Below are 23,694 nucleotides of genomic sequence, written 5' to 3'. Positions count from 1 at the left end.
ACAGGCTACCCAAAGTCCTTGCCCGGTGCCGACTCCTGCCTCATTGCGTGTTGCGCATCCTCTCGCCGCGCGTTGCGTCACCGCCAACGGTCGCCACCGGCTAGCGTTGCTGGGGTGAGCGCCGCGATCATCTGGAGTGACCATTTCCTCGACTACAAGTGGGCGTACACCCACCCGATGAGCCCGATCAGGCTGGCGCTGACCATGTCGCTGTCCCGGAGTCTCGGCGTCTTGGACGAGGTCGAGACCGCCGAACCGCTGCCGGTCGACGACGCGGTCCTGACCACTGTGCACACGCAGGCATACATCGACGCGGTCCGCGCCGTCGGCTCGGGCGCGGCCGCGTCCAACAGCACCCTGTTCCAGAGGGTGTTCGGACTTGGCAGCGACGACAATCCGATCTTCGCGTCGATGCACGAAGCCGGGTCGATGCTGGTCGGCGGCACCCTTGCCGCTGCGCAGGCGATCAGTTCGGGAGCGGTGCGCCGGGCGGTCAACATCGGTGGCGGCATGCATCACGCGATGGCCGGGCACGCCGCCGGATTCTGCATCTACAACGACTGCTCCATCGCCATCGAATGGCTGCTGGAGCAGGGATACGACCGGATCGCGTATGTCGACATCGACGCTCACCACGGCGACGGTGTCCAAAAGCAGTTCTACGGCGATCCGCGGGTGATGACGGTATCGGTCCATCAGCATCCGGCGACGCTGTGGCCGGGGACCGGGTGGTCTACGGAGGTCGGCGAGTCGGGGGCCGAGGGGTCGTCGGTCAATCTCGGACTGTTGCCGGGGATCACCGACCGGATGTGGCTGCGCGCCTTCCACGCTGTGGTGCCCTCGGTGATCGCAGCGTTCAAACCGCAGATTCTCGTCACGCAGATCGGTGTCGACTCGCACGCCGCGGACCCGCTCACCGACCTCGCGTTGACGGTCGACGGCCAGGCTGCCGCCGTCCGCGCGCTGCGGGGGTTGGCGGACACCTACTGCGAGGGCAGGTGGCTCGCGGTCGGCGGAGGCGGCTACGGCATCGTCAACGTCGTTCCGCGGGCGTGGACGCATCTGATCGGTGCGGCGCTCGACCGCGACGTCGATCCGGCTACGACGATCGGCGAGGAATGGATCGACGCGGCGAACGCCGCCCGGGCCGATCTGCACCCCGACTACGCCCGGCCGCCGGAAGCGACGATGAGCGACGCCGGCGACACCGACTTCGTCCCGTGGGACGGCGACACCGGATCCCCTCCGCCGGAAGGCGTCAGCGAAGCGGCGCAACGTCAGACAGACAAGGCGATCCTCGCCACCCGCCGTGCCGTGTTCCCCCTGCACGGCCTCGACCCGGAGGACCCCCGTGACTGAGACCGACTATCCGCGCGACTGGGTCGCCGACGTTCTTGCCTCCGACGGCGGCGTCGTGCACCTGCGGCCGATCGTGCCGGCCGACGCCGACGCTCTCGTCGCATTCCACAACGGGCTCAGCGAGCGCACCCGATACCTGCGCTACTTCGGGCCGACGCCGACGCTGCCGCCGCGCGAGGTGGTCCGGATGACGACTATCGACTATCACGACCGCGTCGCCTTCTTGGCGATGCTCGGCGACGAGATCATCGCGATGGGTGTGTACGAGGGCCTCGCCGCCGACGGAAAACCCGAGTCGGCGGAGGTCGCGTTCGTCGTCGCCGACGACCATCAGGGGCGAGGGCTCGGCCCGATCCTCCTCGAACATCTGGCCGGCGCCGCGGCGGAGAGCGGATTCACGCGTTTCGAGGCCGAAGTCCTCTCCGAGAACCCGAACATGGTCGCGGTGTTCCGCGACGCCGGGTATCAGGTGAGCCGCGCGTTCGACGGCAGCACCGTGCACGTCGAGTTCCTCATCGATCCGAGCGAGGCGTTGACGTCGGTTCGCAATGCGCGCGAGCGCGCGTCGGAGGCCCGGAGCATCGCCAACCTGCTGCGCCCGCAGTCGATCGCGGTGATCGGTGCGTCGACCGACGCGAAGAAGGTCGGCAACGTGCTCCTCGCCAACATCATCGCGGCCGGATTCACCGGGCCGGTGTTCCCGGTGAACACACCGACGCCCGTCGACGAGAACGAGCCGGCGCCGGTCGTGTCGCCGACGTCGTCGCACTTCGGTGCGCCGGTCCGCCGCCCGGCCCGTGAACCTCGGCCCGCCCCTCCGTCGGTGCGCGGCATCCGCGCCTATCCGACGGTCCGGGACATCCCGGACCCGGTCGACCTCGCTGTCGTCGCTGTCCCGGCTGCGGGGATGGACGCCGTTCTCAGCGACTGTCTCGCCAAAGGCGTCCGGACCCTCGTCGTGGTGTCGTCCGGGTTTGGTGAGAGCGGCGAGGCGGGCCTGGAGAGCGAGCGGCGGCTCACGGAGCGGGTCCGGGCTCACGGTATGCGCCTGGTCGGACCGAACGCACTGGGTGTGGCGAACAATAGTGCGGACATCGCCTTGAACGCGACGCTCGCGCCCCGCGTGCCGGGTGCTGGGCGAGTCGGCTTCTTCTGCCAGTCGGGTGCGCTGGGTATCGCGATCCTCGACACCGCGGCGCACCGGCAGCTCGGTCTGTCGACGTTTGTGTCGGCGGGTAACCGCGCCGACGTGTCCGGCAACGACGTCCTCCAGTATTGGGACACCGACGAGAGCACCGACGTCGTCCTGCTCTATCTGGAGAGTTTCGGCAACCCCCGTAAGTTCGGGCGTATCGCTCGCCGGGTCGCATCGTCCAAGCCGATCGTCGCCATCAAATCGGGTCAGGGCGCGATGACCCAGGCCCGGGCCTCACGCACTCGCAAGGCGGGCGGCGACGACGCGATCGCCCAGATGATTCTCGGTCAGGCTGGCGTCATCCAGGTCGAGACGATCACCGAGTTGTTCGACTGCGGAACGATTCTGGCGTATCAGCCGTTGCCTGCGGGGCCGCGTACCGCGATCATCGGGAACTCGTCGGTCATCGCAGCGCTCGCCGCGGCCACCGCTCGGTCGTCGGGTCTCGACGTCGTCGCGACCGTCGACCTCGGTCCGGCGGTGTCCCGTCCGGACTTGTCGGACGCGGTCGCCGTGGCGATGGCCGATGACGACGTCGACGCTGTCATCGTCGTCTTTGTGCCACCGGTGGCGGTCGACGCCGACGACTACGCGCACGGACTGATGAGCGCGGTCCGGCCCGCGGACGGTGGATCCGTACCGGACAAGCCGGTTGTGACGACGTTCCTCGCTGTCGAGGGCGTGCCCGATGGGCTGTCGCGACCAGGCCCGGACGGGATGCCGGTACGCGGCTCCATCCCGTCCTATTCGACGCCGGAGCGGGCGGCGAAGGCACTCGCCCACGCCTGGAAGTACGCGGCGTGGCGGTCCCGTCCGGTAGCCGAGATCCCGACGATTGAAGGCACCGTCGCCGAGGACGCCAGATCGTTCGTCCGCGAGGCGATGGCCGACGGCCCCCGGGATCTGACTGCGGTCGAGTCGGCGCACCTGCTCCGCCACTACGGAATCGACGTGGTCGCGTTCCGTGAGGTGCGGACCATGCAGGAGGCATCTGCTGCTGCCCGCGAACTCGGGTTCCCTGTCGCTGTCAAGGCGACGTCGGCGAGCTGGATCGGCCGATTGGATCGGGAGGGTGCGCGGCTGGATCTGCCGGATGTGACGGCGGTGCTGTCGGCGTTCACTGAGTTGCAGTCGTTGACCGGCGACGAGGTACTGCACGTACAGAAGATGGCGCCGAAGGGGCTGGGCACGTCAATTGCGGTGAGCGACAACGAGTCGTTCGGGTCGCTGCTCAGCTTCGGCCTCTCCGGTCGGCTGTTCGATGCGCTCGGCGATCGTGGTTACCGAGCGATTCCGCTCACCGAGGTCGATGCCCGCGAACTGCTCGGTGAACCACAGGCGGCGATGTTGCTATCGGGTGGCCCGGTCGACGATCCGGTCGACACCGACCATCTCGTCGATCTGATTCTGCGGATCTCTGCGCTCGTCGACGAGGTGCCTGAGGTTCGGGAGGTCCGGTGCGATCCGGTGCTCGCATCGGCCGACGGCGTCGCCCTTCTCGGCGCCCGGATACATGTCGGCCCGGTGCCCACTCTTGCGGACACCGGGCCTAGACGTTTGGGATGACGGGACCGGTCAGGTGACGGGCGCGGTCAGCTGGCGTAGGAGCGCAGCTTCTCGGCGCGGTCGCCTTGGCGAAGCTTGCCCATCACGTCGCGCTCGATCTGGCGGACACGTTCGCGGGAGAGTCCGAACGCGCGCCCGATCTGGTCGAGGGTGCGCGGCTGGCCGTCGTCGAGCCCGAACCGCATCGTGATCACGGCCTGCTCACGCTCGTCGAGCGTGCCGAGCACCGAGCGGATGTCCGAGTGCAGGAGGTTGGCGATGACCGTGGTCTCGGCGGAGGTCGCCTCGGAGTCTTCGATGAAGTCGCCGAGCGGTGCCTCTTCGTCATTGCCGACCGGCATGTCCAGGCTCACCGGGTCGCGGCTGTGGTCCATCAGATCGGCGATCTTGGCGGCCGGGATACCAGATTCGGCGGCCAGTTCGTCGTCGGTCGCCTCCCGGCCGAGCTGCTGGTGCAGTTCACGACGGATGCGGGCGAGCTTGTTGACCTGTTCGACGAGGTGCACAGGGAGGCGGATGGTGCGGCTCTGATCGGCCATGCCGCGGCTGATCGCCTGCCGGATCCACCAGGTCGCATAGGTCGAGAATTTGAAGCCCTTCGCGTAGTCGAACTTTTCGGCGGCGCGGATCAGACCCAGGTTGCCTTCCTGGATGAGGTCGAGAAGGGGCATGCCGCGGCCGGTATAGCGTTTCGCCAGCGACACCACCAGGCGCAGGTTCGCTTCGAGGAGGTGCGAGCGGGCCGCTTCGCCTTCGCGGGCGATGATCTTCAGATCGCGCTTCTTGGCCGCGGTGAGGCGCTTCTTGGTGGCCAGCAGATGCTTGGCGTAGAGGCCGGCCTCGATTGCCTTGGCGATCTCCACTTCCTGCTCGGCATTCAGGAGTGCGGTACGGCCGATGCCATTCAGATAGACGCGGACCAGGTCGGCAGACGGAGACTGCGCGTCGAGATCCTGTTCGGTGAGGGCCGGGCGAGTGCGGGCGGCAGGTGCTTCGGACGGGCGTGCAATCGTCGTGTGAGACATACGACCTCCTGGAGTGCGCTGTTCGAGTGCGTTCATCTGGTCTAACGCCGTCAGTTCAGAAAAGGTTCCCGGGGCCGCTGAGAAGTTACTGAGATGTGTGAACGAAGCGTCGGTGGACTGCGGCCGCCAACGATGCCGCGCTGCGCGGCGCTCCACCGAACAGGTGGGACGCCGCTACGCCTTCGCAGAACACGAGGAGGTCGTCCGCGTCCGACTCGGGGTCGTCCGCGTCCAATGCGGTGAACAGCGCTACCGCCGCCGGCCGGGAGAAGAGGCAGTTGTGCAGGGAGCGGACGAGATCGTCGTCGTGGGTTGCGTCGGGTGCGAGCGCGAACCGGGCGCGGACATCACGCGTGCGAGTCGTGATCAGGGTGTGTAGGTAGCGGCCGATGGCCCCCGCCGGATCTGCTACTGCCGGATCTGTCGCTGCCCGATCCGGCCCGGTAGACGCCTCGAACGACGCGCTGGACGTCGCCGTGAGATGTGCCAGTGCGGCATCGAGCAGAGCGCGGCGAGTGCGGAAGTAATACGAGGTGGACCCCTTGGGGAGGTCGAGGAGACCATCGACGCCGCTGTGCGTCACCGCGCGGTTGCCGCCCCGCGCGGCGAGGTCGAGTGCGGCGTCGGCGATCTGGGTACGGCGATCTGGGGCATGTGGGGGATTGCGGGGAGCGGATTGTTCGGTGAGGTCGGCCACGCCTTCCATCCAATCACGACTCTATAAACATAGAGTGCGATGTATGGGGTTGAAGCTGAGACGAGTGATCAGGCGCGAGAGGGTCACAGGAGTGCGCGACGGCGACGTCGTGGCCCTAGCCCTCGCCGACGGCATGACCCTGACACCCGATCAGGAGAGAACAGCGGAACTGCTGTGCGGTACGGCGAATCTGTACATCGTCGGCCCGCCCGGCACCGGAAAGACCGCCGTCGTGGACTGGTGGGTTCGCGCGTGCGCGGCGGCCGGTCGCCCGCGAGTGCTGCGTAGGCATCTGCACGACTTCCTCGCCGACCTGCATCGACAGATCGACCGGTGCAGCGGCTGGGAAGCGGGCCTCGACGCGGCGACCAGTCGATCCAGACGGCGATACGACACGGTGTGCCTCGACGAATTCACCGTGCACGACCCGGCCGACGGCGTCTTTCTGGACCGGGTGCTGCGCACGCTGTCCGCACGCGGGACCTCGATCGTGGTGACCTCCAACCGGCGACCCGACGAGCTGATGCCGAGCCCGTTGTTCCATGCCGGGTTCGAGCCGACGATCGAATTCATCGACTCGATATTCGCGGTGGCCGTGCTCGACGGTGCAGACCTTCGCGCCACAGTCGGAAGCGCCGTCGGATTCGCATCGGGCACATGGACCACCGGGAGTTGGACTGCAGTCAAAGGAAAATCGGGGGCCGGAGCGTCTGGCGCGGACGTCGACGGTGGCCGTCCGCGAGCGATTCGACCGGGGTCTCAGGAACTTCCCGTCCACGAGTACGCCGACGGCTCGGTGCGGATCGGCTTCGCCGATCTGTGCGGACGACCGACAAATGCGGCCGATTACCTATGGCTGGCTCGGGCCTACACGGCCGTCACGGTGACCGGGCTGGCGGTCCCTGGTTTCGCGGGGGCTGATCTGGCGGGGAATGAGATGGGCTCGGACGTTGCCGAGGCGGCACTGGCCCGCTGGGCGATACTGCTTGACGTGATGCACGACGCCGACGTCCGCGTCGATGTGTGGGCGACGTGCCGCCGATCGGAGGTGACGGCCGCACTCGTGGCAACCCTGCCCGACGCCGCCCGGACTGTCAGCCGGATGGGGGCGTGGTGGGACGCCGACTGTGCCCTCACCCCTCCCGTGCGGTAAGGACGCGTGGACCGTCGTCGGTGACGGCGACCGTGTGCTCGGAGTGCGCGGTCATCGATCCGTCCGCCGAGCGGAGAGTCCACCCGTCGGGATCGCGGGCCAGCCGTTCGGTGCCCGCGGACCACCACGGTTCCAACGCCAACGTCATTCCGGGACGCAACACCGGTCCCCGGCCCGCACGACCGAGATTCGGCACATGCGGATCTTCGTGCATCGTCCGGCCGATGCCGTGGCCGCCGTACTCGGTGTTGACCCGGTAGCCGTCGGCGCGGGCGACGTCGAAGATCGCTGCCGAGACGTCACCGAGCCTGCCACCGGGAGTCATCGCAGCGATCGCCGCGTCGAGTGCGCGCTCGGTCGAGGCGATCAGTCGTGCATCGGGGTGCGCGGGATCGTCCTCCCCGATGCGGACGGTGAGCGCCGAATCGGCCGCCCAGCCGTCGATCGTCACCGCGAAATCAAGCGTCAGAACGTCGCCGTCGGCCAGCGTGTGGTCGTGGGGGAGTCCGTGCAGCACACCGTCGTTGACCGACAAACAGATCACGTTGCGGAACGGGCCGTCGCCGAACGACGGTGCGTAGTCCCAGTAACAGCTGACGGCCCCGCGCTCGGCGACCATCGTGCGGGCACGCTGCTCCAGGTCGAGGAGATTGACTCCGGGGGCGGCGCGGCCCGACAGATCGGTCAGGACATCGGCGACGAAACGGCCGGTGACCGCCATCGCATCGATCTCCGCCGGTGTCTTCAACTCCATCATGAGATCTCCATTCATGAGTTACCGGTTGTGCGCTACCGAAATACCTGGTATTTCAATACCAGGTATTAGAATACCAGGGTTCGTATAAGCTCGACGCATGGTCCGCATACCGCTGAGTCCTGCACAGATCGAAGCCGGCCGTCGCCTCGGGACGCTCGTGCGAGAAGCACGTGGAGACACCGACCCCGCGGAAATCGCTGCGCGAGCGGGAATCTCGCCGGAGACCCTGCGCAAGATCGAAGCCGGACGCATCCCCAGCCCCGGATTCGGCACTGTGGTGTGCCTGTGTGACGCTCTCGACATGCCGCTCGACGAAGCCGTCGACGCATGGCGAGGGAGATCGGCGGCCGCCCGCGCTGCGGGCTGACGACACTAGGTTCGCGTCTAGCCCGGCCGTCCGGTATCTGACTCGCCAGTATCTGACTCTTCAGGGTCTGGTTCACCGTCGGGTTGGGCGTCGATCACCGGGTGGTCGCCGTCGTCGAACCGGTCACGGGCCGCGGGACGGTCCGACAGCTCCGGCGGACCGATGGCGCGGTGAGGTCCGTAGTGATAGGTGGGGACTTCGCCGCGACGACGAGGCTCGGTGTCGTTGGCGCGCAGCACTGCGATCCACGGGATGGGAATCGACACGACGATGATCGCCAGCGCAATCCACCCGTTCTGCGTCGTCGCATACACGATGGACGCGATGATCAGTGCAGGCACTCGAACGCTCATCATGATCAGGTAACGGCGCTTACGGGCGCGGAAGACCTCGTCCTGATCCTGCTCGGCGCCGGTGATCAGAAATGTGCTCGGGTCGGATTCGTCGTGCGCCATACCCACATGGTTCCACAGTGCGTCACAATGGCTTCATGGCAACGCAGACGATCGAACGCCCGGACATCGACGAGCGGACCGAACAGGACGACGACACACCCAAGGTCTTTCACTATGTGAAGAAGGACAAAATCGCCGAGAGTGCCGTGATGGGCAGCCACGTGGTCGCCCTCTGCGGCGAAGTGTTCCCGGTCACCAAGCAGGCCAAGCCCGGCTCACCGGTGTGCGAGAAGTGCAAGAAGATCTACGAGAAGATGAAGAAGAAGTAGTCACTCGTGCGGGCCGCGCCGGGTGATGGCGCGGTTCCGCAGAGTGTCCGTCAACTCAGTGGTCTGTGTCGTCACCCAGTGCCGCATCACCGGGCTATTCTGGCGGCTCGGCCAGAACTCCTGACAGGCCGCATTGAACTCGGCGCCCAGGACGATCGCGAAGCCGAGAAAGTACGTGAACAGCAGGAACGCGATCGGCGTCGCGAGCGCGCCGTACGTGTACCCGGTCCTGGCAAGAGTCGTCAGATACCAGCGCAAGATGTAGCTCGCCAACCAGAACCCGACGCCCGCGAGCACCGCTCCGGGGACCAGCCGCAGTCGCGGCGGGGGGTGCGGGAGCGCGAAGCGGTAGAGCGCCGACAGCGCGCCGATCAACAGCACGCCGACGAACGGGAAGTACGCCCAGTCGATGAGGTCGTTGACCGCAGGCCCCCAAGACTGGGGCAGCACGTTCTGCAAATAGGTCGGACCGAGTGCGACCAGGGGTAGGACGAGGATCGCCATGACCAGGAAGAACAAGTAGATGATCAGGGCGAAGATGCGTTGCCACACGGGATTGCGCACCTGGTGCTGGTCGTGCGCGTGGACGATCGACGAGACGAAGCACGACATCGCCGACGAGCCTGCCCACAACGACAACACGAAGCTCACCGACATCACCGTCACGCGGCCGCGACTGAGCACGTTGTCGACCGTCGGCTCGATGAGATCGGTCACCACCTGGTCGCTGAACGTTCGCTCGGCGAACGACATGATGCGTTGAGAGATGACATCGATCGTGTCCGGGCCGAACCAGCCCGCGATGTAGCCGATACTGCCGAGAACACCGAGGATCAGCGGGGGCAGCGACAATGCCTGCCAGAACGCGGCTTGCGCCGCCCACCCGATGATCGAATCCTCGTAGCACTTCACCGTCGTCCGCCACGCCAGTCGCGGCAGGTTCTTCAGGATCGGTCGCCGAGGTTCGCGGTCGTCGTGCTCGAAATCCGGCGTCGGCGACGTCGACGCGGCGGAGCCTTCGACGGGCGGCTCGGCGGCGTCGTGGTTGTAGGGCGTCCCGTGTGTGCTGATGAGACCAGCATGGCCGATGACGGGGGCGTGGTCGATCACCGCCCCGCCGATGGCGTGGCGGAGACACCCGTGCCAAGCGCTAGAATCAAAGCCGCATCCGTGGCCGACGCGAGCCTGAAATACGGCTCTCAGTTGCGCATGCCAGGGGGAGAAATCACCAGTGAAATCTGTCAGGAGCAAGGTGACCAGTACCGATGTCGACACCGACCGCCGAACCGCATCGGGGGCGCCGCTGCGCGCGTGGCAGCGGCGGGCGCTCACCAAGTATCTGACATCGCGTCCGACGGACTATCTCGCCGTCGCGACGCCGGGTGCAGGCAAGACGACGTTCGGCCTTCGCGTCGCGGCCGAACTGCTCGCCGACCGCTCCATCGAACGCATCACCGTCGTTGCGCCAACCGAGCACCTCAAACACCAGTGGGCGGCATCGGCCGCACGCAATGGCATCGCCCTCGACCCGAACTTCTCGAACTCCACCGGCTCGACGAGTTCGGACTTCGACGGCGTCGTCCTCACCTACGCGCAGGTCGCCGCCCACCCGTTCCGGCATCGCGTGCGCACCGAGCAGTACCGGACCCTGGTGATCCTCGATGAGATCCACCACGGCGGTGACGCGAAGTCGTGGGGCGACGGCATCCGTGAGGCCTTCGGTGACGCCACGCGCCGTCTCGCGCTCACCGGAACCCCATTCCGGTCGGACGACTCGCCGATACCGTTCGTCACCTACGAACCCGAGCCGGGCGGCGGGCAGCGATCGCGCGCCGACAGTTCCTACGGCTATTCGGAGGCGCTGCGCGACGGCGTCGTCCGGCCCGTGGTGTTCCTGGCGTACTCCGGTGAGGCGAGTTGGCGCACCAGTGCCGGTGAGGAGTTCACCGCACGCCTGGGAGAGCCCCTGTCGGCCGAACAGACGGCACGAGCGTGGCGCACCGCGCTCGACCCGCACGGCGACTGGATCTACGCGGTGTTCACCGCGGCGCACCGTCGCCTGATTCGGCTTCGCGAGTCCGGTGTGCCCGATGCGGGCGGGCTCGTGATCGCGACCGATCAGCAGAACGCCCGCGACTACGCGGACCTGCTGTACTCGATCACCGGAACCAAGCCGACCGTCGTGCTGTCCGACGACCCGAAGTCGTCGTCGCGGATCGAAGAGTTCTCGAACTCCACCGACGAGTGGATGGTCGCGGTCCGCATGGTGTCCGAAGGCGTCGACGTGCCTCGACTCTCGGTCGGCGTCTACGCGACCAACGCGTCGACCCCGCTGTACTTCGCGCAGGCGATCGGGCGCTTCGTGCGGTCGCGTCGCCCCGGCGAGACCGCGAGCGTCTTCCTGCCGTCCGTCCCGGTGCTCCTACAACTCGCGAGCGAACTCGAAGCACAACGCGACCATGTGCTCGGCAAGCCGCACCGCGAGTCCGACGGACTCGACGACGCACTGGTAACCGACGCGAACAAGCGCAAAGACGAGCCGGGCGAAGACGAGAAGTCGTTCCAATCGCTACACGCCGACGCCGAACTCGACCAAGTGATCTACGACGGTTCGTCGTTCGGTACGACGACGCTCGTCGGTTCCGACGAGGAGTCGGACTACCTCGGTTTGCCGGGGCTCCTCGACGCCGACCAAGTGCGCACGCTGCTTCAACAGCGTCAAGCGCAGCAGGTCACCAACCGCAGTACCGCGCGCATCCGCGACGGCGAGCAGGCCAGTGCTGCACCGAACGCAACCGAGCGTGGAACTGGTGAGAACCTGATGGCGCTGCGCAAAGAACTGAACACCCTCGTCGCCCTCCACAATCAGCGCACCGGCAAACTCCATTCGGCCGTCCACAGCGAATTGCGCAGCCGACTGGGGGGACCGCCGACCGCGATGGCGACAGCCGACCAGCTCAAGGAACGGATCACCGCCCTGAGAACGTGGAGATGACGGGAGCGCGAAACCGCAGAACCCGCAAGCAGAGCGCAGAAAAAGGGAGGCGAGCCGATAGTCGGCTCGCCTCCCCTCTTCTGGTGACGTCAGTCCGAGATCGACACCACTGCACCGAGCTCGACGAGGCGTGCCTCGTGGTCGTTGTAGTGGTGACGGCAGAAGAGGAGCTCTCCGCCCGTCGGGAGCTCGGCACGCACCTTGGCCGCGGCGCTGCAACGATCACAGCGATCGGCGGCAGTCAGACCGGTGGAGACGACAGTGTCGGGCGTTGCGATGTCAGGCATGGCTTCCTCCGTCCCTTCAGATGACAGATCCTTGGCGATCCATCATGGCTACACCTTGTCAGACGTATGAGGCAGAGCATTTGTTCCCGAGAAACCCGGGTGTGTCGTACCGCACGTCTGTCGTGGGCGTCGAATATCGAGCGTTCGCGGGCTAATCCAGGTAGTCGCGCAAGACCTGCGAACGACTCGGGTGGCGCAGCTTACTCATCGTCTTCGATTCGATCTGGCGGATGCGTTCGCGGGTCACCCCGTACACCTGCCCGATCTCGTCGAGCGTGCGCGGCTGTCCGTCGGTGAGTCCGAACCGGAGACGGACGACGCCCGCCTCGCGCTCGGACAACGTGTCGAGCACATCCTGCAACTGATCCTGAAGCAGCGTGAAGCTGACCGCGTCGACCGCGACCACGGCCTCGGAGTCTTCGATGAAGTCACCGAGCTGGCTGTCGCCCTCGTCACCGATCGTCTGATCGAGGGAGATCGGCTCGCGCGCGTACTGCTGGATCTCCAGCACCTTCTCCGGCGTGATGTCCATCTCCTTGGCGAGCTCTTCCGGGGTGGGCTCGCGGCCCAGATCCTGGAGGAGTTCGCGTTGGATGCGGCCGAGCTTGTTGATGACCTCCACCATGTGCACCGGGATGCGGATGGTGCGGGCCTGGTCGGCCATTGCGCGGGTGATGGCCTGACGGATCCACCACGTCGCGTACGTGGAGAACTTGTAGCCCTTGGTGTAGTCGAACTTCTCGACGGCGCGGATCAGACCGAGGTTGCCTTCCTGGATGAGGTCCAGGAACGCCATCCCGCGGCCGGTGTAGCGCTTGGCGAGCGAGACCACCAGACGGAGGTTCGCTTCGAGGAGGTGGTTTTTGGCGCGGTTGCCGTCGCGCGAGATCCACGAGAGGTCACGACGCTGGGCGACGGTCAGCTTCTCGCCCGACTCCATGATGCGGCGCATGCGCTCGGTGGAGAACAGGCCAGCTTCGATGCGCTTGGCGAGTTCGACCTCCTCTTCGGCGTTGAGGAGCGCGACCTTGCCGATCTGCTTGAGATAGGCGCGGACCGAGTCGGCCGATGCGGTGAGCTCGGCGTCTTTGCGAGCCTGGCGGAGGGCTTCGGACTCCTCTTCGTCCCAGACGAAGTCGCCGGACTTAGGTTCCTCGTCGGCCTTGGCCTTCCCTTTGGCCTTGGCTTTGCCCTTCGTGGGCTTCGACTCGTCGACCACCAGTTCTTCGTCGGCCAGATCGATGTCTGCGTCGTCGACGTCGTCGAGACCTGCGGGATCGTTGTCGACGACAGCGTTCTCGTCGGCAGCCGACGTTGCCTTCTTGCCTGCGGTCTTCTTGGCTGCCGCCTTCTTCGCGGGAGCCTTCTTAGTCGCCACCTTCTTGGCGGGGGCTTTCTTTGCCGCGGCCTTCTTGGCGGGGGCCTTCTTGGCCGGAGCTTTTTTGGCGGGGGCCTTCGTAGCTGGGGCGGACTCGCCTACGGCTTCGACGGACGCGTCGGGTGACTGTGTGGTTGCCACGTACAACCTTTCGACTGTTCTCACGGGCGGCACGGCTGTTCGCGTCCAGAAAACGGACGTGACGCCGTGGGCGAAGGGGTTAGAGGCTTCGGTGCGGGACCGATGTGTTCCATTGTAACTCTCGTCGCCGCGAAGCTCACATGTGCAGACCCTCGTCAACGGCCATCGCAGCGCCTACTATGCCTGCGGTGTTGCGTAAATTCGCGGCGATGACGGGCGTGTCGACGGTCAACATCGGGATCCACACGTCGGCCTTTCGGCTGATCCCGCCGCCGACGATGAACAGGTTCGGCGAGAAGATCCGTTCGTAATGGGCGAGGACCCGTGACACTTTTCCTGACCATTTGCGATACGACCACTCATGGTCCTTGCGGACCTTTGCCGATGCCCGCGCCTCGGCGATCTGCCCGTCGACTTCGAGGTGCCCGAACTCGGTGTTCGGGACCAGGTCGCCGTCGTGGAAGAGCGCGGAACCGATGCCGGTTCCAAATGTCAGAAGGATCACCGTACCGGTGTCCAGGCCGGGTTCTCCGCCGAACCGAACTTCGGCCAGTCCAGCGGCGTCGGCGTCGTTGAGGGCTGCGACGGTACGCCCGCCGAGATGCCTGCCGAACAGTTCTTGGACGTCGGCGCCGTCCCACGACGCGTCGATGTTGGCCGCCGATCGGACGACGCCGTCGCGCACCACGCCGGGCACGGTGAGTCCCACGGGGCCCGTCCAGCCGAAGTGGTCGGTGATGTCCCGGCACGTCCGTGCCACGGCGTCCGGGGTCGCGGGCTGCGGCGTGTCGATCCGGTGCCGGTCGCCGACGAACGAGCCGGTGCGCAGATCGACGATCGCGCCCTTCACGCCTGAACCGCCGATGTCGATGCCGAAGCCCAGATGAGGTGCGGGTGAGAGCGTGCTGTCGGCGCCGAGGTAACTTACGCGCCCGAGTGCTGCGCCTTCCGGTGCGTCGGTCATCGGTGGACTCGCTTTCGTGTGAGCGGGAGTTGGGTGCGAACCGATGCGCCGGCGTGACACCGGCGACACCAGACGGTTCGGACACAGCCTTTCTGATCGCCCAGACTAAGGCACTGACGGCCCGCCGTAGACTCCACGGTGTGACCAGTTCCTCCGCCAGTGCCGCAGAACTCGCCGCCGTCGCCCGCTCCGTCGCCGAGACGGCTGCGCACCACGTCCGTACCCGGCGGGCGGAGCTTTTCGCTCCCACCGGCACACGTGCGGGGGAGATGGCGGTGAGTACCAAGTCGACCCCGACCGACCCGGTGACCCTCGCGGACACCGAGACCGAGACGCTCATCCGCCAGTTGCTGCGGACTCAGCGGCCAGGAGAGAAGATCCTCGGCGAGGAAGAGGGTGGGAGCGTCGACGTCCCGAACGGCGTCCGCTGGGTAGTCGATCCGATCGACGGCACCGTCAACTTCATGTACGGCATACCGGCGTACGCGGTGTCAGTCGCCGCGCAGATCAACGGACGCTCGGTGGCGGGCGCTGTCGTCGACGTCGCGCGGCGGGTGACGTATTGGGCGTGGACCGACGGCGGCGCGTACGCGTGCGCCGGTACCGCTCAGGAGCCGGTCGGCGAACCGGTCCGGTTGCGAGCCAACTCCATCGACGACGTCGGATTCGCTTTGGTCGCCACCGGATTCGCCTACAATTCGCAGCGGCGTGCTCAGCAGGGCGTGCTGATGGCGCAGCTGTTGCCGCGTGTGCGCGACCTTCGTCGTATCGGGGCGGGCGCCCTAGACCTCTGCATGGTGGCATCAGGTGCGGTCGACGCCCACATCGAGCACGGGCTGAGCCCCTGGGACTGGGCGGCGGGCGGCTTGGTCGCCGCCGAGGCCGGGGCGCGCGTCGTGCTGCCGCCCGCAGACTCACGTTCGAGCGACGGCGACGCCACGATCGCGGCGGCCCCGGGGATCGCGGACGACTTCTTCGCGGTCCTCGACGAGATCGGCGCGACGGCCCCGCTGCCTGACTAGCGCCGGTCAGCAGGTCTGGCTGTGGACCGCGTCGAGCAGTGACGAATCGACCGGCGACTGTTTCAGGTTCGGAGCGGCGACCCTGAGCGCCTCGATCGCGGCTTGCGCGTCCTGGGTCGGCTGCGTCGACGTGTAGTACTCGCCGAGCGCGACGTCGACGTCGGTGCCCTTGCGTCCGTCGTTGACGAGTTGAGCGCACGGCGCGGCCAGCCACACGGCGGCCGCAGCCGCCTGGCCGTCCTGCCCGAAGCGGATTTGTGCGACGCAGTGCAGATCGCGGTCGGTGTACACGGTGTCGTCGCCGTACGCGGGATCGGCGGCGCGGTAGCCGAGCGACGTCAGGTCATCGCTCACCGACTGCGCGGAACCGCGGTCGGCGGCAGCATTGAGAACCCGAACGCCGAACGTCGACAGCGGAGCGGGGCCGACGCTCAACATGTCAGAGCCGCTGACCGGGGTCAGTTTTGCCGAGTCGGCGATATTGCAGTCGGTCGGATACGACTCGTCATTGTCGCTTGAAGCGACGAACACCCATCCCGCGACGGCGACGATCGCGAGGATTGTGACGACGATCAATCCGGGCCGCAGGTTGCGGCGGAGAAACGGCTGCCCCTTTGCGTCGGTGGTGTAACCGGTGGCGATTCTCGAGACCACGTCGCTGAGCACCTTCTTCCGTGAGGGGCGGGTCGGCGCCACTGCGTCGGCACCACTGGGTCGGCACCACTCTAATCGTGCGACACGCGTGCCAGAGCGGTGGCGCGCCGAAGCGAAGCGACGGGTGTATCTTCGAGGCGATCTGTCGGTCGTTCAAACTAACGGGGCGCGGGTGTTGACATCGCATGCCCAGTCACCTAGAGTACGGGCGCCCAAGGTCATAACAAATGGGACTTGAGATGGTGTGGCGGGCCATAAGCGCGTCGCCCCAGCGAGATTGGCCTACCGGGAATAAACCAGGTTAGTTCAGCGATGAACGACCGGACACCAGCAATACGACAAAGACTCAGGCAGGCAGATAATGGCAACTGACTACGACGCGCCGCGACGGACCAACGACGACGATCTCGCCGAGGATTCGCTCGAAGAATTGAAGGCGCGCCGGAACGAGGCGCAGTCGGGCGATGTCGATGTCGACGAAGGCGACACCGCGGAGTCGTTCGAACTGCCCGGCGCGGACCTCTCGGGCGAAGAGCTTTCGGTGCGCGTCGTCCCCAAACAGGACGACGAGTTCACGTGCACCAGCTGCTTCCTCGTCTACCACCGCAACCGGTTGGCCGAGCAACACGGCAACGAGTTGATCTGCGTCGACTGCGCATAGGGCAACGGTAAATATCGTCGGCAGGTCACGAGCCGACTGGGCATATACCGACTCGGCTTAAGGTCGACTGGGAATAGGTCGACTGGGCATAGGTAGATTGGGCAAGCCGTCGACCGGACGTAGACGTGAGAACGAGAATTAGATAGTGCTAGGCACGGCGAACGCGCACAGTGCCTACCGTGATGAACGCCGTACAGGACTCAGTCCTGTGCGGCGTCTGTCATCTTGAGTGCTTCGAGGACCTGTTCGGGGTGCCGGGTGGAGATGAGCCAGTAGGGCGTGGGGTCATCTTGATCCTCAAGGACCAGCAGCACCATGGACTTGATCCAGGATCGGTGCATCAAGAACGCCGCAGGGTCGAGCTGGCGGCCCATCGCCGCGCTCTTGGCGGACGGCGCGATGGCGGCGCCGCGGGCGATCACCTCGCGTGGAAGTATCGCCTTGTGTGCGTGCACCGAACCGTCGGCGTCGACGATCACCTGGGTGCGGCCCATGGACCACAGTCCCCAGGCGAACAGCACTCCGAGCACTGGATAGGCGGCCCACGTCCATGCCTGGTAGTAGCCGGCCATCTGCACTTCGACGCCGACTAGCGCCGCCAATACGGCCCCGGCGATCCACCACCACCAGGGGGTAGTGAGTCGTTCGGTGTATCGATTTCCGCGTGCGGAGCCGGTCTTGGCAGATTCGGTCACGCAGCCCAGGCTAGTCGGGCAGTCGGCTAGTACTGTGCGGGGGTGACCATGCAGACCCCAGGAACGAACCCGCCAGACGCGTACCCGCCGTTGCGCCTCAAACGACTCGACTCGGGTCTTCCGCTACCTGCGCGGGCCCATGCGGACGACGCGGGCATCGACCTGTACGCGGCGACTGACCTCGAATTGGCACCCGGCCGCCGCCAACTCGTCGGCACCGGCATCGCGATCGCGCTCCCGGTCGGCACCGTAGGGCTGATCCATCCGCGTTCGGGTCTCGCCGCCCGCGCCGGGCTGTCGATCGTGAACACCCCCGGAACCATCGATGCGGGGTACCGAGGAGAAATCAAAGTCTGCCTGATCAACCACGATCTCGACACACCGATCACCATCGCGCGCGGCGACCGGATCGCCCAGCTACTCGTCCAGCGTGTCGAGTTGCCCGCGGTCCTCGAAGTCGATGAACTCGATGACACGGTGCGCGGCGCAGGCGGATACGGATCCAGTGGCGGCCACGCGATCCTCTCGGACGGGAAGGCGTGAGAGATGAGTGACAAGAAGCAGATCGGCGAGGCCGACGGCCCGTACGACATCGATGACCTGGCGAACTCGCCGGACGAACTGGCGAACTCGCACCTAGACCTCGGGTCGGTGCTGATGCCGGTCGTCGAAGGAGGCCAGGTGACCGTCGAGATGTCAGCCGACCACGATCCGGAGGCGGTCTACCTTGTGACGCCTGTCGGACGGATCGGGATCCACGCGTTCGCGGCTCCGCGCAGCGGCGGCCTCTGGCGTGAGGTGGTCCGTGAACTCGCCGAATCGTTGCGGTCCGACGGCGCGAGCACATCCATCGAGGACGGCCACTGGGGGCGAGAGATCGTCGCCCGGGTGCCCGGCGGGGTGCATCGATTCATCGGCGTCGACGGCCCGCGCTGGATGATCCGCTGCATGGCCAGCGGTCCGGAGGAGTCGGGGGAGCAGCTAGGCCAGTTGGCGCGTGCGGTCCTAGCGGAGACGGTTGTCCGTCGAGGCGACCAGCCGTATCCGCCGCGTGAGGTGCTGCCGATCGTGCTGCCGCCTGTCCTCTCCGAGCAGGTCGCTGCCGCACAACGTCAGCGTGTGACGGAAGAGGAGGCCGCGGCGCCGACGTCCCAGCCGTTGAGTGACGCGCCGTCAGCACTTTCCGGGAGTTCGGGTGGCCAGGACGTGCATCCCGGCGGCGCGGTGGCTCAGAGCGCCAGCGCGACCGTCTTCAGTGAGGCGCCCGCTGTCCTCGACGAGGCTCCCGAATTGAACACGGGGGAATTGAACGCAGTGGAACTGGAAGCGACAGGCGACGAGCCGGAGCTGCCGCAGGCCCCGTCGCAGGGGTCTGCGCTGTCCCGGCTGCGTAGGCGGCGCAGCCGCTGACGGCGCGTCCGCTACACCTGTCTGGCAGCGGCGAGCGCCGCCCAGCAGGTGTCGCCTAGTAGGCGTTCATCCGGGCCGAACTCGGCGAGCGGGGCTTCGGCGACGACTGACTGTCTCGCCGCGTCCGCCCACGCGCGGCCGACGGCCGCGGGATGCAGCGGATCGTCGGGTGCGACGGCGACGCCGAGCGGTATCGGAAGGGTTGCGACGTCGTTGAGTGTCGGTCCGACATACATCGCGGCTGCACGCAACTGTGCGACGAGCCCGCTCGGGTACAACGCCCGCCACGACCGGGCGAGTTCGGCGCCGAGCCACGCCGGGCTCGATGCGACCATGGCCGCCACCGTCGCGTCGAGCCCATCCCGGGCGAGGTTGTCGGCGGTGATCTGAGCCGACAGCGCTGCCAGTGATCCGTCGGGGCGTCCGGTCCACGGCGGGAGGGCGGCGAGGACACCGTCGCACCTGGCCGAGTGCGCCGGGTCGCACGCCCACCTGAGCGCTATCGCCGCGCCGATCGACACTCCGCCGACAATCACCCGATCGCCGCGATCGGCGATCGCATCGATCCTGGTCAGGTAGCTTTCGATGAGGTCTGGTTCGGGCTCCAGGCATTCCAGCGACGCGCCGGCGTCCCGCACGGATGGCCCGAAGACCCGAGCTGCGAAGTCGGCGTCTGAGCCGGTGCCCGGCATCACGATCACGGTGGTCATACGACCATGGTGCACGGGGAGTAGGGTGAGCCTCGAAAGCGAGTCATTACAGCGATGCCCGGAGGATGGGGATGGCGAACACAGGTTTGCTCAAGCGGTTGGGCAAGATGCTCACTGAGGATCTCGAGAACGTCGAGGACGAGCGAGTACAGCGTGAGTCTGCGGCGGCTAACGTCGCGCGGGCGACCGGCGCGCAATGCGCGAGCGATTGCAGTCGAGGCGATGAGGCCGTGATGATCGGCGAGCTCCGATCGGTCGAGACGTGCTCGCGCAACACCCACTCGGGTGTGCGGGCAGAATTCTTCGACGGGACCGACACAGTCTTACTCAAGTGGATGGGCCGCAATCGGATCCCCGGTATCGAACCGGGCCGCCGTTTGACGGTACGCGGTCGAGTCGCCTACGCCGACGGCATGAAGGTCGTCTACAACCCCGAGTACGAGTTGCACGCCGTCGACGAGTAGGCCTGAGCTGGGCTGGCGAGCGACCAGCACGGACTTGCGAACACCGACGATCACTCGAACCCTAGCGATCGACAGCGCGCCGGCGGTCGATACCGGACGGCGGCTGATACAAAGCTGCCGACCAACAACGCTGCCGACCAACAACGCTGCCGACCAACAACGCTGCCGACCAACAACGCTGCCGACCAATACAGCACTGCCGACCACCCGAGCGGACTCGGACGGTCGGCGGTGGTCACAGATCAGGCGAGGATCAGACTGGTTCCCAGCGTGATCAGCGACGCGACCTTGATCAGGTCGAACGCCACGTACCAGAGATGAGCGTGGCTGCGTTGCTCGGGTACGTCGTCCGGAGCGGCGAGCACCGCGTCGGTCCGGCGCGACAGAACCGGCCGGATCGCGACAACCTGTACGACTAGAGCGGCGACTGCGACACCGACTGCGGCGAGCGCCGTCGTCGGCCAACAGCTTCCGACGACCAATGCCACGACGATCGTGACGGCCCACACGGCTTCGACAGTGTTCAACGCGCGGAACACGAGCCTGCCGATGCCCAGACCGAGCGGGATCGTGATGCCGGGGGCCTGGAACTTGAGCGGGGCCTCGATGAACGAGATCGCCGCGACCATGCCGAGCCAGATGAATGTGAGGGCGAGCGCGAGCGCGTGGCTCGTCGTGAGGGCTGCGGTCAACGGATACCTCCGAAGGCTTCGAACCGGATGCGATCGGCCGACAGAGACCGGTCGACGAGAGCGTCACGAACCGACGACATGAATCCGGTTGGTCCGCAGACGAGGGCCGTCGAGGACGGGTCGACGGGCACGTCGGCGAAGTCGATCAGGCCGATACGTGTGGTGGGCTCGGCGCTGATGCCGTGCTCGTACCACTGGTACAGAGTAGCCCCGGGCAGTTGTGCTACGAGTCGGCCGAGTTCGCCGCGGTGCGGCTGACGGGCCCGCGACCGGTCTGCGTGCATCACCTGGACCGGTCGGGGGTCGCCGGTCGCGACGAGGTGGTGGAGCAGGCCGATCATTGGGGTGCAGCCGATACCGGCGGATGCCAGCAGCAGTGGGCCGTCGTCGTCGGGGAGCGTCAGATCACCGAATGGCGTGCTGATCGACAGGTCGTCTCCGTCGAATGTGTGCTCGTGCAGCCACGTCGAGACCTCACCGTCGAGTTTCACACTGAATCGCCATGTCGGGTCGCCGACACGGCCGGTCAGGCTGTACTGGCGGATCTGGTTGGCGCCGTCCGCGAGCGGCACCTGGACTGAAACGTACTGGCCGGGGACGAAGTCGGGGAGTGGATCTCCGTCGGTCGACGCGAGGGTGAACGAGACGGCATCCGGCGACACCTGGTCTCGTTCGACGACCCGCACCGTCCGCCACACCTGTCCTGGGGCGACCCCGGCCCGCGCGTACAACTCGTTTTCGCGGCCGATCAGGACGTTCGCCATCTCCCAGTAGAGCTCGTCCCACGCGGCTGCGACCTCCGGGGTAACGGCCTCGCCGAGTACGTCGACGATCGCCGCGAACAGATGCTTGTGGACGATCGGATACTGATCGGCGACGATGCCGAGAGACGCGTGTTTGTTCGAGATCCGTTCGATGATCTCGCGTTGGGCCGTGGAATCGTGGTCGAGTTGAAGTGTGGCGAACGCGGCGATCGACCCGGCGAGCACCGTCGACTGTGAACCTGACTTCTGGTTGGTTCGGTTGAACAGATCCGATAGCAATTCAGGGTGTTCGGCGAACATTCGCGGATAGAAGTTCGCGGTGATCTCTTCGATGTGTGCGGCGACGACGGGCAGGGTCGCTTCGATCATGGTGCGTGCGTCGGTCGAGATCATTTCGGAGTGCTCCTCACGGTGCTGGTCTATGTGAGGGCGGCGCGCGAACGACCGCCCGACACCGATCTGATCACTCTCCGACAGTACCTACTACGCATCGTGGTAGACGTCTCGTCTCACAGGACGAGGTCGGGACGTACGCCGATGTCGGCAGGGGCGAAAGTCCCATATCCAGGGTGGCCGTGCCGCCCGGAGCGTGAGGCGAAGAACCCGGAACGGCGGAGAGATTCGCGCCTAGACGGGAACCTTCATCGCGGAGTGCAACTGTCTCTCGGCTTCCTCCGGTGCGATGAACACGAGTTCGTCGCCTCCCTCGAGAGGATCGTCGGGCTCGGGGACGATGACCCGTTTGCCACGGATGATCGCGACCAACGCCACATCGCGCGGCAACTGCAGCCTGCGGACTGCCTTTCCTGCGAGCGGGGTGTCGTCGGGGAGTGTGAGTTCGACGAGGTTGGCCTGGCCTTGACGGAACGTCATGAGGCGCACCAGATCTCCGACGGAGACGGCCTCTTCGACGAGGGAGGCGAGCATGCGGGGAGTCGAGACGGCGACGTCGACGCCCCAGTCGTCGTTGAACAGCCATTCGTTGCGCGGATCGTTGACCCGGGCCACGACACGGTTCACCGCGAACTCGGTGGTCGCGAGGAGGCTGACGACCAGGTTGGCCTTGTCGTCGCCGGTGGCGGCGACCATCACGTCGAACGTCTGCAGTTCGGCGCGTTCGAGGTCGCCGAGCTCGCAGGCGTCCGCGTGCAGCCAGGTGGCTCCACTGACGGCCTCGACGTCGATGTGGGTCCGGTCCCGTTCGATCAGCGTCACATCGTGCTCGTTCTGCAACAGTTCGCGAGCGATGGCGCGTCCGACGGCGCCCGCCCCGGCGATGGCGACTTTCACGGCTGCTTCACTCCTGGAACTCGGCGGCCGCGACGGCTCGCGCGTTGTCGACATTTGCGGACAGGGTGGCGACATACAATTCGTCGTCCTGTTGGATCACCGTGCGCTGCTCGGGCAGGAGCGGCCTGCCGAGTCGGTGGATGAAGGCGATCCGGGCGCCGGTCTGCTCCTGGAATCGGTGCGCGTCGACACCGATCCACGACTCGTGCACTTCGATGACCGCCATCACCAGCGAGCCCGACGGGTCGTGCCAGACCGGCGTGTTGAAGGTCTCCCCGAGGGCGGCGACGAAGCGTTCGGTTGCCCACGGAACGGTTGCGACGGTCGGGATGCCGAGACGTTCGAACACGGCCGCGCGCTTCGCGTCGTAGATACGGGCGACGACGCGATCGACGCCGAATGTCTCGCGTGCGACGCGGGCGGAGATGATGTTTGAGTTGTCGCCCGAGGAGACCGCCGCGAACGAGTCACATGACTCGATGCCCGCCGCAGTCAGGACATTCTGATCGAATCCGACGCCGGTGACGGTTCGCCCGGTGAATCGCTCGCTCAGACGTCGGAAGGCGTCGGGATTGCGGTCGATGACGACGACGTCGTGGCCTCGGTCGGACATGGCTAACGCCAGGGACGATCCGACTCGGCCGCAGCCCATGATGATCACTCGCACGCTGGGAGACGATACTTCCCGGCGAAGCAAAACGCACCCTGCTCGGCGCGCGGCGCG

Annotated in this window: 26 protein-coding genes; 11 read left to right on the top strand and 15 right to left on the bottom strand. The window is 66.5% G+C overall.

What is annotated here, in order from left to right:
* Positions 1 to 114: 114 nt before the first annotated feature.
* Positions 115 to 1,359 (top strand): acetoin utilization protein AcuC, encoded by a 1,245-nt coding sequence (locus MP11Mi_RS17420; protein ID WP_420040126.1) that lies wholly within the window; start codon positions 115 to 117, stop codon positions 1,357 to 1,359.
* A complete protein-coding gene (locus MP11Mi_RS17415) occupies positions 1,352 to 4,120 on the top strand; it encodes a bifunctional acetate--CoA ligase family protein/GNAT family N-acetyltransferase (RefSeq protein ID WP_420040125.1) in 2,769 nt (922 codons plus the stop codon). Before MP11Mi_RS17420 ends, MP11Mi_RS17415 begins: the two co-directional genes overlap by 8 nt.
* A 26-nt stretch (positions 4,121 to 4,146) precedes the next feature.
* Here the strand turns inward: MP11Mi_RS17415 and MP11Mi_RS17410 are convergent, their stop codons facing one another.
* Together MP11Mi_RS17410 and MP11Mi_RS17405 are read right to left on the bottom strand one after the other, a co-directional pair.
* Positions 4,147 to 5,145: a sigma-70 family RNA polymerase sigma factor gene (locus MP11Mi_RS17410; protein WP_420040124.1), complete on the bottom strand. Its 999-nt coding sequence runs from the start codon at positions 5,143 to 5,145 to the stop codon at positions 4,147 to 4,149.
* An 85-nt stretch (positions 5,146 to 5,230) separates the two neighbouring features.
* The gene (locus MP11Mi_RS17405) at positions 5,231 to 5,851 is read right to left on the bottom strand and encodes a TetR/AcrR family transcriptional regulator (RefSeq protein ID WP_420040123.1); all 621 of its coding nucleotides are present in this window, start codon (positions 5,849 to 5,851) and stop codon (positions 5,231 to 5,233) included.
* Positions 5,852 to 5,885: 34 nt separating this feature from the next.
* On the opposite strand from MP11Mi_RS17405, the gene zapE reads away from it, so the two are divergent.
* Entirely contained in the window at positions 5,886 to 6,995 is a 1,110-nt protein-coding gene (gene zapE / locus MP11Mi_RS17400; RefSeq protein WP_420040122.1) for a cell division protein ZapE, read from the top strand.
* On the opposite strand, the gene map is transcribed toward zapE, so the two are convergent.
* Complete coding sequence (map, locus tag MP11Mi_RS17395; RefSeq protein WP_420040121.1) at positions 6,976 to 7,752, bottom strand: type I methionyl aminopeptidase; 777 nt, start codon at positions 7,750 to 7,752, stop codon at positions 6,976 to 6,978. The genes zapE and map overlap by 20 nt on opposite strands.
* Before the next feature lie 97 nt (positions 7,753 to 7,849).
* Here map and MP11Mi_RS17390 point away from each other — a divergent pair, with 97 nt between their 5' ends.
* Positions 7,850 to 8,119 (top strand): helix-turn-helix domain-containing protein, encoded by a 270-nt coding sequence (locus MP11Mi_RS17390; protein WP_420040120.1) that lies wholly within the window; start codon positions 7,850 to 7,852, stop codon positions 8,117 to 8,119.
* A 17-nt stretch (positions 8,120 to 8,136) separates the two neighbouring features.
* Here MP11Mi_RS17390 and MP11Mi_RS17385 read toward each other — a convergent pair whose 3' ends face one another.
* Positions 8,137 to 8,574, bottom strand: a complete 438-nt coding sequence (locus MP11Mi_RS17385) for a DUF3099 domain-containing protein (protein ID WP_420040119.1) — start codon at positions 8,572 to 8,574, stop codon at positions 8,137 to 8,139.
* Positions 8,575 to 8,609: 35 nt separating this feature from the next.
* Here MP11Mi_RS17385 and MP11Mi_RS17380 point away from each other — a divergent pair, with 35 nt between their 5' ends.
* Positions 8,610 to 8,843: a DUF3039 domain-containing protein gene (locus MP11Mi_RS17380; RefSeq protein ID WP_236997326.1), complete on the top strand. Its 234-nt coding sequence runs from the start codon at positions 8,610 to 8,612 to the stop codon at positions 8,841 to 8,843.
* Here MP11Mi_RS17380 and MP11Mi_RS17375 read toward each other — a convergent pair whose 3' ends face one another.
* Positions 8,844 to 9,953, bottom strand: a complete 1,110-nt coding sequence (locus tag MP11Mi_RS17375) for a YihY/virulence factor BrkB family protein (protein WP_420040118.1) — start codon at positions 9,951 to 9,953, stop codon at positions 8,844 to 8,846.
* A 142-nt stretch (positions 9,954 to 10,095) separates the two neighbouring features.
* On the opposite strand from MP11Mi_RS17375, the gene MP11Mi_RS17370 reads away from it, so the two are divergent.
* The gene (locus MP11Mi_RS17370) at positions 10,096 to 11,838 is read left to right on the top strand and encodes a DEAD/DEAH box helicase (protein ID WP_420040117.1); all 1,743 of its coding nucleotides are present in this window, start codon (positions 10,096 to 10,098) and stop codon (positions 11,836 to 11,838) included.
* An 89-nt stretch (positions 11,839 to 11,927) separates the two neighbouring features.
* On the opposite strand, the gene MP11Mi_RS17365 is transcribed toward MP11Mi_RS17370, so the two are convergent.
* The 3 genes from MP11Mi_RS17365 to ppgK form a co-directional block, all read right to left on the bottom strand.
* Positions 11,928 to 12,125 carry a DUF7455 domain-containing protein gene (locus MP11Mi_RS17365; RefSeq protein ID WP_236997324.1) on the bottom strand — a complete coding sequence of 66 codons (198 nt, stop codon included), beginning with the start codon at positions 12,123 to 12,125 and terminating at the stop codon, positions 11,928 to 11,930.
* A gap of 151 nt (positions 12,126 to 12,276) precedes the next feature.
* On the bottom strand, positions 12,277 to 13,644 hold the full coding sequence (locus tag MP11Mi_RS17360; protein ID WP_420040116.1) for an RNA polymerase sigma factor: 1,368 nt from the start codon (positions 13,642 to 13,644) through the stop codon (positions 12,277 to 12,279).
* Between the two features lie 136 nt (positions 13,645 to 13,780).
* Complete coding sequence (gene ppgK, locus MP11Mi_RS17355; protein ID WP_420040115.1) at positions 13,781 to 14,608, bottom strand: polyphosphate--glucose phosphotransferase; 828 nt, start codon at positions 14,606 to 14,608, stop codon at positions 13,781 to 13,783.
* A gap of 140 nt (positions 14,609 to 14,748) precedes the next feature.
* Between ppgK and MP11Mi_RS17350 the strand changes: the two genes are divergently transcribed.
* Complete coding sequence (locus MP11Mi_RS17350; protein ID WP_420040114.1) at positions 14,749 to 15,630, top strand: inositol monophosphatase family protein; 882 nt, start codon at positions 14,749 to 14,751, stop codon at positions 15,628 to 15,630.
* Between the two features lie 6 nt (positions 15,631 to 15,636).
* Here the strand turns inward: MP11Mi_RS17350 and cei are convergent, their stop codons facing one another.
* The gene (gene cei / locus MP11Mi_RS17345; protein WP_420040113.1) at positions 15,637 to 16,284 is read right to left on the bottom strand and encodes an envelope integrity protein Cei; all 648 of its coding nucleotides are present in this window, start codon (positions 16,282 to 16,284) and stop codon (positions 15,637 to 15,639) included.
* A 361-nt stretch (positions 16,285 to 16,645) separates the two neighbouring features.
* Here cei and MP11Mi_RS17340 point away from each other — a divergent pair, with 361 nt between their 5' ends.
* Entirely contained in the window at positions 16,646 to 16,945 is a 300-nt protein-coding gene (locus tag MP11Mi_RS17340; protein ID WP_236997319.1) for a DUF4193 domain-containing protein, read from the top strand.
* A gap of 200 nt (positions 16,946 to 17,145) precedes the next feature.
* Here MP11Mi_RS17340 and MP11Mi_RS17335 read toward each other — a convergent pair whose 3' ends face one another.
* A complete protein-coding gene (locus MP11Mi_RS17335) occupies positions 17,146 to 17,640 on the bottom strand; it encodes a DUF3093 domain-containing protein (protein WP_420040112.1) in 495 nt (164 codons plus the stop codon).
* Positions 17,641 to 17,688: 48 nt separating this feature from the next.
* Between MP11Mi_RS17335 and dut the strand changes: the two genes are divergently transcribed.
* Both dut and MP11Mi_RS17325 read left to right on the top strand, forming a co-directional pair.
* Positions 17,689 to 18,183, top strand: coding sequence for a dUTP diphosphatase (dut, locus tag MP11Mi_RS17330; protein ID WP_420042143.1), 495 nt, complete (start codon positions 17,689 to 17,691; stop codon positions 18,181 to 18,183).
* Between the two features lie 3 nt (positions 18,184 to 18,186).
* Positions 18,187 to 19,050 (top strand): DUF3710 domain-containing protein, encoded by an 864-nt coding sequence (locus MP11Mi_RS17325; protein ID WP_420040111.1) that lies wholly within the window; start codon positions 18,187 to 18,189, stop codon positions 19,048 to 19,050.
* An 11-nt stretch (positions 19,051 to 19,061) separates the two neighbouring features.
* Here MP11Mi_RS17325 and MP11Mi_RS17320 read toward each other — a convergent pair whose 3' ends face one another.
* Entirely contained in the window at positions 19,062 to 19,760 is a 699-nt protein-coding gene (locus tag MP11Mi_RS17320) for an alpha/beta fold hydrolase (protein WP_420040110.1), read from the bottom strand.
* 71 nt (positions 19,761 to 19,831) lie between these two features.
* Between MP11Mi_RS17320 and MP11Mi_RS17315 the strand changes: the two genes are divergently transcribed.
* A complete protein-coding gene (locus MP11Mi_RS17315) occupies positions 19,832 to 20,224 on the top strand; it encodes an OB-fold nucleic acid binding domain-containing protein (RefSeq protein WP_420040109.1) in 393 nt (130 codons plus the stop codon).
* A gap of 242 nt (positions 20,225 to 20,466) precedes the next feature.
* Here the strand turns inward: MP11Mi_RS17315 and MP11Mi_RS17310 are convergent, their stop codons facing one another.
* From MP11Mi_RS17310 to MP11Mi_RS17295, 4 genes are all read right to left on the bottom strand, one after another.
* On the bottom strand, positions 20,467 to 20,853 hold the full coding sequence (locus MP11Mi_RS17310) for a hypothetical protein (RefSeq protein WP_420042142.1): 387 nt from the start codon (positions 20,851 to 20,853) through the stop codon (positions 20,467 to 20,469).
* A gap of 59 nt (positions 20,854 to 20,912) precedes the next feature.
* Positions 20,913 to 22,073 carry a globin domain-containing protein gene (locus tag MP11Mi_RS17305; RefSeq protein ID WP_420040108.1) on the bottom strand — a complete coding sequence of 387 codons (1,161 nt, stop codon included), beginning with the start codon at positions 22,071 to 22,073 and terminating at the stop codon, positions 20,913 to 20,915.
* A gap of 234 nt (positions 22,074 to 22,307) precedes the next feature.
* The gene (locus tag MP11Mi_RS17300; RefSeq protein WP_420040107.1) at positions 22,308 to 22,970 is read right to left on the bottom strand and encodes a potassium channel family protein; all 663 of its coding nucleotides are present in this window, start codon (positions 22,968 to 22,970) and stop codon (positions 22,308 to 22,310) included.
* Positions 22,971 to 22,977: 7 nt separating this feature from the next.
* On the bottom strand, positions 22,978 to 23,637 hold the full coding sequence (locus tag MP11Mi_RS17295) for a potassium channel family protein (RefSeq protein ID WP_420040106.1): 660 nt from the start codon (positions 23,635 to 23,637) through the stop codon (positions 22,978 to 22,980).
* Positions 23,638 to 23,694: the final 57 nt, after the last annotated feature.

This window comes from Gordonia abscondita (genome assembly GCF_032711245.1).
In the GTDB taxonomy this organism is placed as follows: domain Bacteria; phylum Actinomycetota; class Actinomycetes; order Mycobacteriales; family Mycobacteriaceae; genus Gordonia.
The sequence above is the reverse complement of the archived record's forward strand: the minus strand, read 5'-3'. Positions and strand labels throughout refer to the sequence as shown.